Source organism: Flagellimonas olearia, assembly GCF_004150225.1.
GTDB lineage: Bacteria > Bacteroidota > Bacteroidia > Flavobacteriales > Flavobacteriaceae > Flagellimonas > Flagellimonas olearia.
This window is the reverse complement of the sequence record NZ_ML142914.1, coordinates 168,329-181,447: the sequence shown is the minus strand read 5'-3', so window position 1 is coordinate 181,447 and position 13,119 is coordinate 168,329. Positions and strand designations below refer to the sequence as shown.

Here is a 13,119-nt window from a genome sequence, read left to right as displayed (position 1 = left end):
CTAATAGTCAAGATTTAGGTTTTCCTCAATCTTATTAGAAATCAAACTATTGATTTTATTCAAGTCCCATTGCATTTCTAATCCGTCTTATGTTTAAACTTATCCCATTCAATATCACTAACTAATTTACCTTTTTTCGTCTTTGGATCACGTCTTATCAACATCAAACCTTTTTTGGATTCATCCCAATTATTTGGAAAATTTGAAGCTACATTGATTTCATAGACCAAGGCATCTAACATCAACTCTATTTTGTCCAAGGTATCCCGAATCAAAGTAGATGCGAGAAAGGATAAGGAAATTCCCTTATCCTTGTCATAATTTGCCAAGCTCTTTTTAAAAAATCTTTTTGACGTATCAGAAGCGGAAAGGTAAAGTTGTGTTACTTTGGTTTCGTTCGATTTAAATGCCATTAGAGGATGAACATCCCGTTTTGTATGGATTAATCGGGACCTATAATCATCTAGTTTAGAAACAAAATCATCATTAACTCGTACTATGGTTTCTTTGATCCATAAAGTGGATATTTCATTTCCCTTTGCCTTCGCATAATTTCTTAGGCCAGACCAGTACACCGTTTTTTTTATTTTTTTCAAACATATATAGCTGGTGATATGTGCCAGATAATCAAAAGAGGTGTTTAGGTGATAAACCAAACTATCGAAAATGGCCGCAAGCTCCTCCTCAATTTTCCCGGCTACTGGATTTTTACCTCCCCAATTAACCTGAAACAATCTTGGGTCATTCTCTAAAATCTTCGTTAGTTCCCGCTCTTTCAATTCATATTCGTTCAAGAGCAGCAGATATAAGTGTTGAGCCGATTTTAACCGATATGCTAAATTGTCCTTGAGCTCATGTATTCTTTCAAAAGAGTTGATATCATCTGAATAATCATGATATATCATTGCCATAGCCTTTAATCCATGAATCATTCTCCCAACCAAGAGATTTATTTCTTGGTAATCTTGGTTCCTATCATTGATATCATAAAATTCAGACTCCATGGATTATCGTGAGGTTTGACTATAATGTCGTACGATCTGTATATTGACCTTATTGAAATAACTCTTGATTACCCCGATAAAGCCCTTTAAAAATTCAGTGGATTCAATTTGGACGAGTTTTCGTTCCGGGTAATAGGTGACCCCGTTCCTATTATCAATAAAACTCCGCAAATCACTCTTCATTTCAGTTATCTTACCACTTTTGTGGGTGATTGCATTCCGCAAACGTTGATGTTTAAGTATTTCGTTCCAATCTTCCATGGTTTCGTCCATGTCCAACCCGATAACCTTTATCAAATAGCGCCTGCACTGGTCTATATAACTGTTGCCGGAAAGATCTCGGACCTTCATCCTACTTTTATGGAGACTTCCCGTCATCTGACAGAGTTCAAGGTAGTGGGATTCAAACATGGCGTAGAGCACCAAATACACTGAATTGTTGAGCAGTTCTGGGAATTTGGAGTGTTCCAAGACCTCATTTTCATACACGTCATACGCATCGGGCAAATCTGAATCCTGCTTTTGCTTCTCGTTCCACTCTTCAAACTTCCTACTGATCTCCTTTTCCTTTTCAGCGATCATCCCCGAGGCACCATCCAAGAATGAGATTACTGGATCAAACTTAAAATCCAGCATGACAGAATCGGTCTGGAAAGTCCATAATAATGAATCCCCGATCTTAAAATCTCTTCCCATAGTATTGTTGTTTTGTTTTCATTTCTACCGTCAAACAATCACTCTCTTTTTTCCATTGTCTTTTTCCTATATTCCTGAAATTCGAAAAGGTAATCATCATTCCTTCCTTTCTCCTTTCTATAGGTTGGATTGTCATCCAATCCAAACTCTTCCACCAAATCAAAATCATGCAACAACAGCCCATTGTCCAAGTTGTGGATCATACGGTAATCCGTAAGGAATTTATTTCTTGGGTCGTTCCACTTTCTGCCAAATTTCGATTTAAAGTTATAGAATAAAAGAGCCTGCTCCTGATTGGAAAGCTGTGCCCGCAAGGTCCTGAGATAACTCCTTTTTTCCTCATAGGTGATAAAATCCTCAGGCTGTTTGGCAACAAATTTGACCGTTTGGTATAGGTGCCGGTAGTAATGGCCCAATTGACTGCCATGGCCATAGGCCATCCAACAGTCAGGGAACTTCTTTATCCGGTCTCCCGTATGGTGGGCGATCCCATTTAGCCCTGAAGAAATTCCCCCTCCGTTTTTGTGAACCGCATTGACCTGGATAATCCCTTTAATGGCCTTTGAATGTGGGTCTTTGGACGGTTTCTTTGCATAGGCTACATCCTGTTCTCCTATTCCCTGGAAAAAATAACTGTAGGCCAAATCAATATGGAATTCCTTTTCCTCCAGTGGGAAATAGTGTTTGACAATGGCATAAATTGCCTCTACCTCCTTTAAAAATTCCACAAAAACCTTTCGCCCATATACTTCCCTGGGCTCTTTGGCTATGGGCCGTACCACGAATAACATTTCATCTATGTTCTCCTTGTGCAAACGCAGCATCTCATAGAACCTTTGTTCAAAAGCAGTTTGTTTAAACTGTTTTTGTTGTTCCTTCAGTTCCTTTTGGAACCGGTCCCGTTCCTCAACAATCTGTTCCTCGAACAGTTCGCGCTGGAGTTTATTGGCTCTGACCTGCATATAGAATGCCAAGAAAGTTGATATAACCCCGGCCGCGGCAATAAAAGGGTTCATGATTCCCCCAATGGTATCCCCAACGGTTCCATACGGTGACATGTCAATATAGGAGAATCGTGTGAGGAGCCATGGTGCGAAGAAGGAAAATATCAGGAGTAGGGCGGCCAGCAACATCAAAACCTTGGAAATCTTTCCCAATTTGAACTGCTTGGTCCCGGCATCGTTGGTTTGTTTATCCTGAGCCATACTATTATGAATCATGTTCAAATTTCATTGTAAACCGCTGTGCCTTGACGTTCGCCTTTTTTATTCTCTCCCATTCTTTTTCGCTAAAGAACATGATATGCGCTGATTTACCCTTGCCGCTATCAAACATGGACTTTCTGCTTTGGACCATATTGGCAATCAGATTGGAAGTCCAATGGGTCAACAGGATGTCCCGCTCATAATCCAAGGCCTGGGTCTCAAAACGGGAAACTTTATTTTTGGCATCCCAGACATAATTGGTCAGGGTATTCTCCATATCATATTCCATAAGCCGTTCTTCAGTCTCTGGATCAAAGACCTCAATGGTTTTAAAAAATGGGATGGCCTTCAATCCATGTTTGTAACTGTTCAATTCTGTGCGGTTGGCCAGCTCGCTCGCCAATACCTTTAAGGAACGATATATCACATCCACGCATTTACTAATATCATGTTTGACTTTATCCTGTTCCACACCGGCATAGAACAAGTGTTGTATAAAGGGCATTTGCCTTTCTTCCTGCTCCATAGTGAAGAATAGAATTTTGCTGAAGGTTTCATCCAAGATGTTCTTCTCTCCCTTGGCAAATTTTCTGATTTCTTCATTGTTGTGCTTTCTCTGGGCAAGTCTTTGTAATATCCTCTTGTCGTTCATTGTGCCATCTTTTTCGGGTAAAAGGGCAAAGATGAATTCGAAAAGTGCCTCAACCGACAAAAGAAAGGTAAATCGGATATCCATCCTGATGGTCCTGTCGTAATCCTTCCTATTGCCATTGATGATTCCCTTGAAGGTCCGGGGAAAAGTCTCTTCGTCCATTTCCAACAAATACCGGTTGGATTCCTGTTTATAGTCAAAGTGGTTCAACTGGAAATAATTGTAGAAATGTTCCGAACTCAACATAGATTGAAATTTTAACAAGAAAATTACCAAATATCCTTAGAATGACCATGCAGGTCAATCGAACAAATTAATAGGTACTACTACCGTTGTAGTTTCCTTTCTCCATTTTGTGCTGCTTCCATGGGATATGGGCTTCACAGGATTCCTTTTTGCCCCTTCTCTCAAGCCGCGCTGACCCTCCTCTTTTTTTGTAGGCAAAACAACAACATCCCTCCTTGTAGCCAGCATAAAGCCAGAACCCCACTTCCGTTGGGGCTCTTTTTTATATGGCTTGCACAATTAGCGATGTTGTACTCTGATCAGCATCAAAAAAAGGTGACAGCGACGGCGCTACTGGAAGTAAATCAAAAACTGGAACCCATGAAATCGTACACATCCCATATATCGGAAGCAGTTCAAAAAAATCAAAAAAAGGAAGACGCTCGAGATACCATAAGTAAATCAGGAGCCTTCGGCCTTTTTCCAGTGGGTTTTTGGGATGGGTCGGGGTTTCCCATTGAGGTTGAGTTCAATTTTTTTCTAACCGCCCTTTTTGGGCATAAATCCTTTAATCATGAGCAATTTTAGAAATCATGTGCAATTAGTCGGAAATGTGGGGGACGACCCTAAAGTGACCAGCCTTGAAAGTGGTCGAAAAGTGGCCCGTTTTCCCTTGGCCACCAATGAGTATTACAAAAATGGCAAGGGGGAGAAAGTCCAATCAACCGATTGGCACCAGATCGTGGCTTGGGGCAAGACCGCCGAAATCCTGGAAAAGTACACTTCCAAGGGTAGTGAGGTCGGGATCAGGGGCAAGATCAAGACCCGTTCGTTTACTGCAGATGATGGCAACCAACGGTATGTTACCGAGATCGTGGCCGATGAAGTGTTACTCTTGGGGGCGAAGACCGAGACCGAGCCTGTCAACGGCAGCAAGAACACAACCGCCAAAAAAGCGGAGACCCCTAAAAGGAAGGCCAATGAAAAGGCTGCCTAAGTCAAAAAGGGGTGCCCGTTTTGGGCATCCCTACTTTCTCATTAATCCTAATCTATATCCCATGGAAATATCCATCCAAGATTTTAAGGAACAATTGAGCCAATTCCATGGTTCGCAGTGTATCTATAGCCTACCCATTTGCCGCACGCGCTATACCGAGGGTGTGCAATACCTTGCCAGTACCGCCAATGCGTATTGGCTATTGACGGATGCATCGGTCATGGGCAAGAGCCTGATGGAAAAGAGCAGGTTTATCACAGTGGACTTTAAATGCTATTCCGAAGCGGAACGGGAAGAGATCGGCTTTGATGCGGTCATTGCCTACAGCGATGGGAACGATACCGTTTTCACCGAGCAGCAATACCACATCACGGATTTTCCCTTGGACGAGCTGCGGCTCTTTTTTGTGGACAATACCCTGCTATTGCCCTCCGAGTATTAAAAATGGTCGAGAGGATGCCCTGTTATACCCCCAGAACATCCCCACTGCCCATTTTTCCAAACACTTTTTAAATACCTAGAAAAATGACAGCTAAAGTTAATGAAATAAAAATCAGCTATTGCGAGAAATTGGGAGCAATCCACTCCCCTAGGGTGACCTCTTCCCATGAAGCGGCCAAGGTGTTGCTTGACAATTGGAACCGGGATAGCATTGCGGTAAAGGAGACCTTCAAGGTGCTTTTGCTCAACAATTCCAACCGGTTAAAGGGTGCCTTTCAAGTGTCTGATGGGGGCATTACGGGAACCTTGGTAGATTTGCGGATTCTATTTGCCGTGGTACTCAAGACTTTATCCGTGGGCATCATCTTGGCACACAACCATCCATCGGGCAATTTGAAACCGAGCCAACAGGACCGACAGTTGACGGAAAAAATCCGAAAGGCTGCCGAACTGTTCGACATCAAGGTGCTCGACCATCTTATCATCGTGCCCGAGGGGGGATATTTCAGTTTTGCGGATGATGGCCTGTTGTAAGCCATCCCAAAACGCAAAGGAAAGCGGGCCATTTTTATGGTCCGCTTTTTTTTTGCCCTTTGAAAAATATGCAGCAGTTTTCCAAAATCACTGGAAATTCCAAAAAAGTGAAGTTGGAATTTTCTTAAAAATTTCCTTTTGGTCCTTGCCAAAAAGCAATACACGTACCTTCAGGTACGGGGCTATGGATTTTTATGCGCGGCATAAAAAGGAATAGCAAGAGGGCAACACGGCTGCGCCATGTTGCATTGATTTTATTGATTCAATACATTGAAAATCAATGTATTGAAAACATAATAAGTCCGAAACAGCCAAGGAGCTTTACAGTAAAAACGCTCCCAGTCCCCGAAAACACGGTAAAATTTACAGTAATCATGGGGGATTCCTACCAAAAATACCGCTTCAGTGCCATCAGTATCAAAAAAGAGGTGGCCGACCGCTTTCGGGAATTCTCCCGGGAGGTGTCCCCTACCCATACGGAGACCCTGGAGGCCATGCTCAACTTTTTCAAATGGAACCAACTCTCCCCCAACGATGATCTTGGGGTGAGGGAAGATGGGACCAAAAAACGGATCAATGCCCTGATCTCCATTGTCAAGAGCATTGAACGGGATGGCATCCTTCCCACCAAGGCCATGATGGAAATGCTCTTTGAGCTCCGGCCCAACCAGGATGAACTGGAAGAAAAGGGCAAATTGTCCATGCCCGAACCCGAAAAAATCAAGTTGGACATGACCTTCGAACTCCTCCGGGAACGTGAGCAGCGTATCAATTTGGAGGAGGAACTGGACCGCACCAAGACGGCCTTCAATGAGCTGCTGTTCCACAGGATCAAATCGGTACGGACCACCTTGGGACCCACCCGTCTACAGGTGGAGATGACCCCGAAGGAATTTGAAAACCTCAAACAACAATTTAAAACCCAATGATATGTACATCACCATCACCCGTCAACATATGGGCCAGACCTTTTCACAAAGTTCCGGGGACTTTGTGGAATATCTAGAGAAAGAGAACCAGGGCGTACCCCATGAGCAGAGGGAACCCTTCTTTGATCAACAGCAGGACCGGATTGCCCCGGGGACCGTGGTCAAGGAAATCGATGCCAACACCGACCGGCTCAAGCAGCACGAGCCCAAGTTCTATTCCCTGACCATCAACCCCAGTAAACGGGAACTGGCCGCCATCCAGAACGATCCCGCCAAACTCAAACAGTATGTTCGCGAGGTGATGAAGGACTATGCCTCAGCTTTTTACCGAAAACAGCCCGTCCAAGTGGACCAGCTCAAGTACTTTGCCAAGATAGAACATGAACGGACCTACTCTGGACGAGATCGCGAGATCCGGGAAAACCGTCCCTATCGGGGCCAAATCGCCAAACTCCATAATGACCTGGCCAAGGTGGACCGGGGGGAGATCCATGGCAATCCCAAACAAATCCAACGGGACATCGATCGGTTGTACAAACAGATGCCCCACCAACAAAACGGGAAGCCCATTGAAGAGGGAATGAAAAAACCGGGCTCCCAGATGCACGTGCATATCGTGATGAGCCGTAAGGATGTGACCAACAGACTCAGCCTATCACCGGGGAGCAGCTATCGGGAATCCGAAGCTACACTCAATGGCCAAAAGGTAAAAAGGGGATTCCGTAGGGACGAGTTCTTTGAAAAAGCGGAAAAGACCTTTGACCGGCTATTTAAGTACGACCGGAACTATGTGGAATCCTATAACGCCCGAAAGACCCTGGATAAGGACCCCAAACGCTATTTTGCCAAATTGGTGGGCCTTCCGACGAGTCAACGCACCGTGGCCCTCAAACTGTTGGCCAAGACCGGGGCAAAGGTGCCCATCCCGAAGATTCCTACCAGCAAGGTGGCGATGGTCCGGAAGACCATTGTCCAGTTGCAAAAATCCCTGGCCCAGGCCAAGAAATCCAGTTCCATTGAAATCTGACCCCATGCCAACGGATACTCTTTCTTCAATCGATACCTTCCTGACCGACCATTGGTGGGTCCTTTACCTTTTAATCACATTGCTGATCTTTGGTTTTCAGTATTTCCACCGTTGGGCCTTTTGGGTGCTGACCGTTCTTTTCCTGGGGGAAGGAGCCACTTTATCGGCACAATTGGGCTGGCCCCAATCGGCTCCACTTTGGTTATATGCCGTATTACCGGCCCAGTTCATCAATGCTGTAATGGTATTGGGGCTGTCCCTAAGGGAGGATTATGACCCCATCGATCACAAATACAAGGTGAGGTTGGCCCTGCGCAACGGTTCCCTGACCCTTCGGAACATCAGGCGTGGAGTCTCCATCATAGGGTCGGCCGGGAGCGGAAAGACGGAATCCGTGGTCTATGCCCTGTTGCAACATTTCCATAAACACAAATTCTGCGGGGTCATCCATGATTACAAGCATTTCGAGATCACCGAACTGGCCTATCCCCTTTTCCAGGATAAGGATATCCCCTTCCATATCGTATCCTTCGATACCATCCATAAACGGGTCAACCCCATCGCTCCCCGCTACCTGCCCGATGAGGAAAGCGTGAACGAGGTCTCACGTGTCCTTTTGGAGAACCTGCTCGAACAACGGGAATCCATTGCCCATGGATCTTCCAAGTTCTTCAACGATGCGGTGGAAGGCCTCCTTGGGGGCATGATCTGGATGCTCAGGACCCATTATCCCCAATACTGTACCCTGCCCCATCTTATCGCCATCTACCAATACCTGAACCCATGGCAACTGATCCATTGGCTCAGTGGGGACCTCACGGTCAAGGCCATGGCGGATGCCTTTATCGCGGGAAAGGAATCGGAACGGCAGACCGCAGGGGTGCTGTCCACTTTGGCCAATGCCCTTAAAAAGATCAGTACCCGGAGGATTTTTATGGCATTGTCCGCCGATGAGGTCGATCTGGATGTTAACAATCCGGAACATCCCTCCATTGTCGCCATTGTCAACCATCCCAAATACGAAACCGCATTTTCGCCCATCATCGCCACCATTCTCCACACCATCACCAAACAGATGAGCATAAGGGGACGACGACATGCATTCATGCTAATGGAAGAGGCCCCTACCATTCGGTTGCTCAATATGCACCGGATACCCGCCACCCTCCGCAGTTATGACATCACCACGGTCTATGTGATGCAGGACAAGGCCCAGAACGATATGATGTATGGGGAAAAGGCCAGTCGCACCATTCTTTCCAACCTCTCTTACCAATTCTTTGGGAAGGTCAACGACCCCAGTACTGCACTTTATTATGAGCAGTTCTTTGAACGGATCAAGCGGCCCTTTCGATCGGTGACCCGAAAACAGGATCCCTTTGACCCCGATACCCGGGTCACCAAAGGGGAACGGGAGGTCAGTAAGGTCCGCTCCGATGTCTTTTTCCGTCTACGGCAAGGGGAATTCATCGCCTTTTCGGATGGAAGGGATCAACGGGTCCGTTTCCCCATCCCTCAATGGAAACGGGAGCTTCCTCCCCCTAAATACCTTGGGAACAGTGAAAAGATGGCCCATAACTTCCAAAAGATTCATGCAGAGGCCCAGGCCCTATTTAAAATCGCAAAAGATTAGAAAATCTTTATCCCAACTTGATCCTTATGGAAAATATGGTTCGATGTTGGGTGTGTGCAGAAGCATTTGTTTGACATCAATGAAACATTGTTATCTTGTGGTGACCAAACGAAATTTTGAATGGGATGGTATTCCTGGACTGGAATAGGGCTAGAATCCAATGAATAAAAATCAAGAAAATGGATGACGAACAGAAACATCTTGGAATGGCTGGACATTTGCTTGTTTTAATGGTTTGGGTTCAAAATGTTATGTCCAATCTAATCATACTGAAACAAAACCCGGAAATGCTAAGGGATTTTCAGGAGAAAAAGACCAATACTGATTATGGCGAGAAGCGCATTGAATATTGGCAGAAAAGTTTTGGGCAAGTAAAGAGAGCCTTTGTTCAAACTTTTCCTGAAATAGTCGAAACCTATGGCAATGACCTGAACCAATTACAACATTTAAGGGACTTTTTCGCCCATGCCAGATATAGCTTAAAGTCAGAAATAATATTCTACCAACCTTCGAAATCTAGACGGGATTTGCAAGAAAAAGTTGAAATACTGACCAAGCATCCTTTCGATGAAGACCAGACCTTTATGAAAGTGAAGATGAACGGTGAAAAGTATCATGAAATATTCCAAGAGCTGATGAAGTTCGAAAATGAAATATTTCCAAAAGTTGCCGAGCAGTTGGATATTGACCTGAATCGTCTCAAGTAAGAAGGAACCGGAGTCCATATCAATTTAGGTTGTATATTCCTACATTTGGATCAAATAATCCATTATCTTTAGGATGTTGAGTCTTCCCCCAGAAATTAATTGATCTTGAATACCACGTAGGACCACTATCATCCATCTGGTGTTAACCGTTTTGAGCATGAGTTTTCCAAAAATGACCATAGAGGGCAGATTGGGCACGAAATACACTTCCCATAAAGTGCATGGTGAGTTGCAGAATTATTCCAATTTCTACGATTCATTGTCCTTTTCCATTATGAATTGGATGCCCCAAGGAATCAAAGCTTTCCTCAACCTGGATACCTATGCACTTTCCTCCATTAAGGGAACCGTGAATTCCATTGGTGAACTTTTGCAAAAAGGAAGGATCAATGATGCATATGCCTTGATTCGCAAGTATTACGATTCCACTATCATCAACATATATTCAAACCTATATCTCCAGGACCATTTCAGCATCCAAAACTTCATCGTTGAACAAATTGACAATTGGAGAAAAGGGGAGGAAACCATTCCTGATTTCCGAATAATCTCCAATTATATCAGGGAATCCGATAAGGTAAAATCCATAACCGGATTGCTGCATAAGGACGATCGGTACAAAAAGATCAGGAACAGATGTAATGACCATACCCATTACAATTTCTTTCACAACATGGTCCTGAACGATCCCTTGGTACACAATCCCCATAGGATTAAATATTTGGAGACTATTTCCTTTGACATGGAATCGCTTTTCATCCAACATTTCGCATACCTCTTTTATTTGAATGACCATTATTTCATGTCAAGTGACTATATGGATTACTTGGATGTCGGAATGACCCCAGAGGAAGGGTCCCAATACTGGGTAGCTCCCTTTATTCAGGAAATCTTTAAAGAAACCATATACAAAAAGCGGCCAGATATTGCCACGGAAATAAAGGACAGGTCTGAAATGAAATTGGAATAAATACTTATGATTTGGTCAGGGGAACATATATCCAAGGAAATGTAACCGTTTTTATGAAGTCCATTTGACATGGGAAGAATTTAAAATATACATAATATGGAAGATAGAGTCATGGTCGATGTCTCAATGCTGTTGCATCGAGATAGCTTAAACCAAATGATCGGATTGGCCCAGGCAGGTGCCCTGGGACAGATTGTAGTTTCGGATACCTTTGTCAGGATGTTCGGGGAGGCCTTCAACAATAACAGTGAATTTGGTGAAATTGCCCTATCCAGTCTCTCCTTTCATTTTGAAATTGATGAAAACTTGATTGACATCAATGGCATCCGAACGTTCTTATTTTCAAAAGAATATTCAGAGAACATTGTTAGATATTCAAGTGAAAACTTTAACGAAAATGAAATTTTCACAAACCTCCTGAACCAGACAGAGGATGATTGGATTGCAGAGATTTTATTTGAGGAATGGGAGTTTTTGACCACAAATTCATGGCTTGTCTGTAAATTCCGTGCTGCACTGGACAAAATTGTTGAGGCAGGGGGAACAGCAATCCATGTTTCTAAGAGGGCTTTTGAGACCTTTGTCCGTAAAACCATAAAAAAACCACAAGGTGATCTCAGTCCCAATGATAATATACGGGCGTTTGGCAAATGGATTGCCGTTGGGGGAAGCGTATTGGCCGGCTTTACAATGCCCGTTACCTCGGCAATATTAACCGGTGCCTCTGGAGTATTTTTGATATATGATCCCTAATTAATGGACGGTATTCTGTATTTTCCCTAAAATTCAAAAACAACAACCATTATTAAAATGGATTGACAACAACCCCAACACTAAGATACAATGCCATGGAAAGGTGTATATATCATTGAGAGTGGAACCAAACCCAATTTCCCCGTGGACTACCATTATTTTGTTTCTGTTTGAGGTGGGGCAGTGGCGACGATTGAAAGGGAAAATGATTCAATTCGTATTGGGTCTTACGAAAATCCTTTGATCGAATGGAAAAGGCCCTTTGTCAATAATGGTCACCAGCCTGTTATAATCTGGAAAATGCGGGTTGAGCACATAATTGAAATCACCTTCCACTACAACTGAAGGTACTTTAAGTGCCAAATGGGTATTATCGAGAATGAACTGATCACCGATTGCCTGGGTTTCAGGACCATGGGGCAGGGTCTTCCAGTCGATAGGGTCCAAAAGCTTCATGTCAAGCTCCAATATCTTATCGTCGGGAATCTCCATTTTGACGAAACTGTAATCCTTTGGCACTATTCCCAAGGGTAGATGTACCGAAAGTTCGGACATTGCCAAAGCTTTGGATTCAGAAGTATAGAGCATGTAAACACCCTTGTTGTTCCACCTGCCACCATTCATGTAGGCACCTGACCCGGATAGGTCTTCAATGAATCTTTGTTTTCCCAGACGGTAAACGATCATGCCAAGATACCGTGTTCTATCCTGCCCAGTTCATCCTTGACCATATGGATGCCCACCGAGGTATCCAATAAGGAAACCGGTCTAATGCGACCAAGAGATAAGTTTTCGGTTTCCAACCATGCGTCAAAATTATCTTTGTCCCCGAATACATCAACTCCCTTTTGATAAAGTTGCTTTATTTCAATGATGCGTTCAGTTTGCTGTGATTTAAACGACCTGTGCTCTTTCTTGTAACGGTCCAAGGTTCTGGTGGTGGTATTAAGAATCGTGGCCCACGCCTCCTGTTCAAAGGGCATTGGTTCTGCCATCTTTTCAAAAACACCATAGTCGATACCATGGCGTATGACACGGACCAGCGCATGGCCCCTATAGTCATCGTTCCAGTCAAAGGTGGCAAAATCACCGGGTAAGGCCTCAAGCTGCGGCTGTGCAATAAGAAGCCCATATCTTGCATCCTGTGGTTTTTCCAAAGCTTCCAAATTAGCACTTTTGAGCGCAGCGGCCTTAGTGCCCCGATGTCTGGCTTTTGGGGCTTTTCTGGATCTTGAGCCAGTTCTTGGGCTTGGGGAATCGGAACCCTTGTCCGCGCTCTTCCCCTGTTTTGTAGTGGTTTTTTTCTCCATGGGATATCATTCAATGACGTAATTTACCGTAAATAT

The 13,119-nt window shown here is 44.1% G+C and carries 15 protein-coding genes; 9 read left to right on the top strand and 6 right to left on the bottom strand.

The features are described 5' to 3' along the window. Window positions 1-77: 77 nt before the first annotated feature. The 4 genes from DN53_RS16395 to DN53_RS16380 are packed head-to-tail and all read right to left on the bottom strand — an operon-like array spanning window position 78 to window position 3,803. Window positions 78-1,004, bottom strand: a complete 927-nt coding sequence (locus DN53_RS16395; RefSeq protein WP_129656004.1) for a hypothetical protein — start codon at window positions 1,002-1,004, stop codon at window positions 78-80. 3 nt (window positions 1,005-1,007) lie between these two features. Further along, window positions 1,008-1,700: a hypothetical protein gene (locus DN53_RS16390; RefSeq protein ID WP_129656003.1), complete on the bottom strand. Its 693-nt coding sequence runs from the start codon at window positions 1,698-1,700 to the stop codon at window positions 1,008-1,010. 38 nt (window positions 1,701-1,738) lie between these two features. After that, window positions 1,739-2,920 (bottom strand): putative phage abortive infection protein, encoded by a 1,182-nt coding sequence (locus DN53_RS16385; protein ID WP_165357481.1) that lies wholly within the window; start codon window positions 2,918-2,920, stop codon window positions 1,739-1,741. Beyond that, on the bottom strand, window positions 2,910-3,803 hold the full coding sequence (locus DN53_RS16380) for a hypothetical protein (protein WP_129656001.1): 894 nt from the start codon (window positions 3,801-3,803) through the stop codon (window positions 2,910-2,912). The genes DN53_RS16385 and DN53_RS16380 overlap by 11 nt, the downstream gene beginning before the upstream one ends. Before the next feature lie 553 nt (window positions 3,804-4,356). Here DN53_RS16380 and DN53_RS16375 point away from each other — a divergent pair. The 9 genes from DN53_RS16375 to DN53_RS16335 all read left to right on the top strand — a co-directional run bounded on the left by DN53_RS16375 (window position 4,357) and on the right by DN53_RS16335 (window position 11,773). Next, window positions 4,357-4,779 carry a single-stranded DNA-binding protein gene (locus DN53_RS16375; RefSeq protein WP_129656000.1) on the top strand — a complete coding sequence of 141 codons (423 nt, stop codon included), beginning with the start codon at window positions 4,357-4,359 and terminating at the stop codon, window positions 4,777-4,779. 61 nt (window positions 4,780-4,840) lie between these two features. After that, a complete protein-coding gene (locus tag DN53_RS16370) occupies window positions 4,841-5,221 on the top strand; it encodes a DUF6876 family protein (RefSeq protein ID WP_129655999.1) in 381 nt (126 codons plus the stop codon). Window positions 5,222-5,304: 83 nt separating this feature from the next. Next, window positions 5,305-5,754, top strand: a complete 450-nt coding sequence (locus DN53_RS16365; protein ID WP_129655998.1) for a JAB domain-containing protein — start codon at window positions 5,305-5,307, stop codon at window positions 5,752-5,754. Window positions 5,755-6,128: 374 nt separating this feature from the next. Then, on the top strand, window positions 6,129-6,683 hold the full coding sequence (locus DN53_RS16360; protein ID WP_129655997.1) for a BfmA/BtgA family mobilization protein: 555 nt from the start codon (window positions 6,129-6,131) through the stop codon (window positions 6,681-6,683). Window position 6,684: 1 nt separating this feature from the next. After that, window positions 6,685-7,710 (top strand): MobB family relaxase, encoded by a 1,026-nt coding sequence (gene mobB / locus DN53_RS16355; protein ID WP_129655996.1) that lies wholly within the window; start codon window positions 6,685-6,687, stop codon window positions 7,708-7,710. A gap of 4 nt (window positions 7,711-7,714) precedes the next feature. Further along, window positions 7,715-9,343, top strand: a complete 1,629-nt coding sequence (locus DN53_RS16350; RefSeq protein WP_417935934.1) for a type IV secretory system conjugative DNA transfer family protein — start codon at window positions 7,715-7,717, stop codon at window positions 9,341-9,343. Between the two features lie 251 nt (window positions 9,344-9,594). Beyond that, window positions 9,595-10,050 (top strand): hypothetical protein, encoded by a 456-nt coding sequence (locus DN53_RS16345; RefSeq protein ID WP_129655995.1) that lies wholly within the window; start codon window positions 9,595-9,597, stop codon window positions 10,048-10,050. 157 nt (window positions 10,051-10,207) lie between these two features. Continuing rightward, window positions 10,208-11,020 (top strand): hypothetical protein, encoded by an 813-nt coding sequence (locus DN53_RS16340; RefSeq protein ID WP_207211136.1) that lies wholly within the window; start codon window positions 10,208-10,210, stop codon window positions 11,018-11,020. Window positions 11,021-11,116: 96 nt separating this feature from the next. Next, window positions 11,117-11,773, top strand: a complete 657-nt coding sequence (locus tag DN53_RS16335; protein WP_129655994.1) for a hypothetical protein — start codon at window positions 11,117-11,119, stop codon at window positions 11,771-11,773. A 210-nt stretch (window positions 11,774-11,983) separates the two neighbouring features. On the opposite strand, the gene DN53_RS16330 is transcribed toward DN53_RS16335, so the two are convergent. Both DN53_RS16330 and parS read right to left on the bottom strand, forming a co-directional pair. Beyond that, window positions 11,984-12,460, bottom strand: a complete 477-nt coding sequence (locus DN53_RS16330; RefSeq protein ID WP_129655993.1) for an RES family NAD+ phosphorylase — start codon at window positions 12,458-12,460, stop codon at window positions 11,984-11,986. Further along, window positions 12,457-13,083 carry a type II RES/Xre toxin-antitoxin system antitoxin gene (gene parS / locus DN53_RS16325; protein ID WP_129655992.1) on the bottom strand — a complete coding sequence of 209 codons (627 nt, stop codon included), beginning with the start codon at window positions 13,081-13,083 and terminating at the stop codon, window positions 12,457-12,459. The genes DN53_RS16330 and parS overlap by 4 nt, the downstream gene beginning before the upstream one ends. Window positions 13,084-13,119: the final 36 nt, after the last annotated feature.

Coding starts and splice junctions, on each gene's coding strand:
- DN53_RS16375 (WP_129656000.1), top strand. CDS start 4,357: ATGAGCAATTTTAGAAATCATGTGCAATTAGTCGGAAATGTGGGGGAC.
- DN53_RS16380 (WP_129656001.1), bottom strand. CDS start 3,803: ATGTTGAGTTCGGAACATTTCTACAATTATTTCCAGTTGAACCACTTT.
- DN53_RS16330 (WP_129655993.1), bottom strand. CDS start 12,460: ATGATCGTTTACCGTCTGGGAAAACAAAGATTCATTGAAGACCTATCC.
- DN53_RS16350 (WP_417935934.1), top strand. CDS start 7,715: ATGCCAACGGATACTCTTTCTTCAATCGATACCTTCCTGACCGACCAT.
- parS (WP_129655992.1), bottom strand. CDS start 13,083: ATGGAGAAAAAAACCACTACAAAACAGGGGAAGAGCGCGGACAAGGGT.
- DN53_RS16360 (WP_129655997.1), top strand. CDS start 6,129: ATGGGGGATTCCTACCAAAAATACCGCTTCAGTGCCATCAGTATCAAA.
- DN53_RS16390 (WP_129656003.1), bottom strand. CDS start 1,700: ATGGGAAGAGATTTTAAGATCGGGGATTCATTATTATGGACTTTCCAG.
- DN53_RS16385 (WP_165357481.1), bottom strand. CDS start 2,920: ATGATTCATAATAGTATGGCTCAGGATAAACAAACCAACGATGCCGGG.
- DN53_RS16340 (WP_207211136.1), top strand. CDS start 10,208: ATGAGTTTTCCAAAAATGACCATAGAGGGCAGATTGGGCACGAAATAC.
- DN53_RS16395 (WP_129656004.1), bottom strand. CDS start 1,004: ATGGAGTCTGAATTTTATGATATCAATGATAGGAACCAAGATTACCAA.
- DN53_RS16335 (WP_129655994.1), top strand. CDS start 11,117: ATGGAAGATAGAGTCATGGTCGATGTCTCAATGCTGTTGCATCGAGAT.
- DN53_RS16365 (WP_129655998.1), top strand. CDS start 5,305: ATGACAGCTAAAGTTAATGAAATAAAAATCAGCTATTGCGAGAAATTG.
- DN53_RS16345 (WP_129655995.1), top strand. CDS start 9,595: ATGTCCAATCTAATCATACTGAAACAAAACCCGGAAATGCTAAGGGAT.
- mobB (WP_129655996.1), top strand. CDS start 6,685: ATGTACATCACCATCACCCGTCAACATATGGGCCAGACCTTTTCACAA.
- DN53_RS16370 (WP_129655999.1), top strand. CDS start 4,841: ATGGAAATATCCATCCAAGATTTTAAGGAACAATTGAGCCAATTCCAT.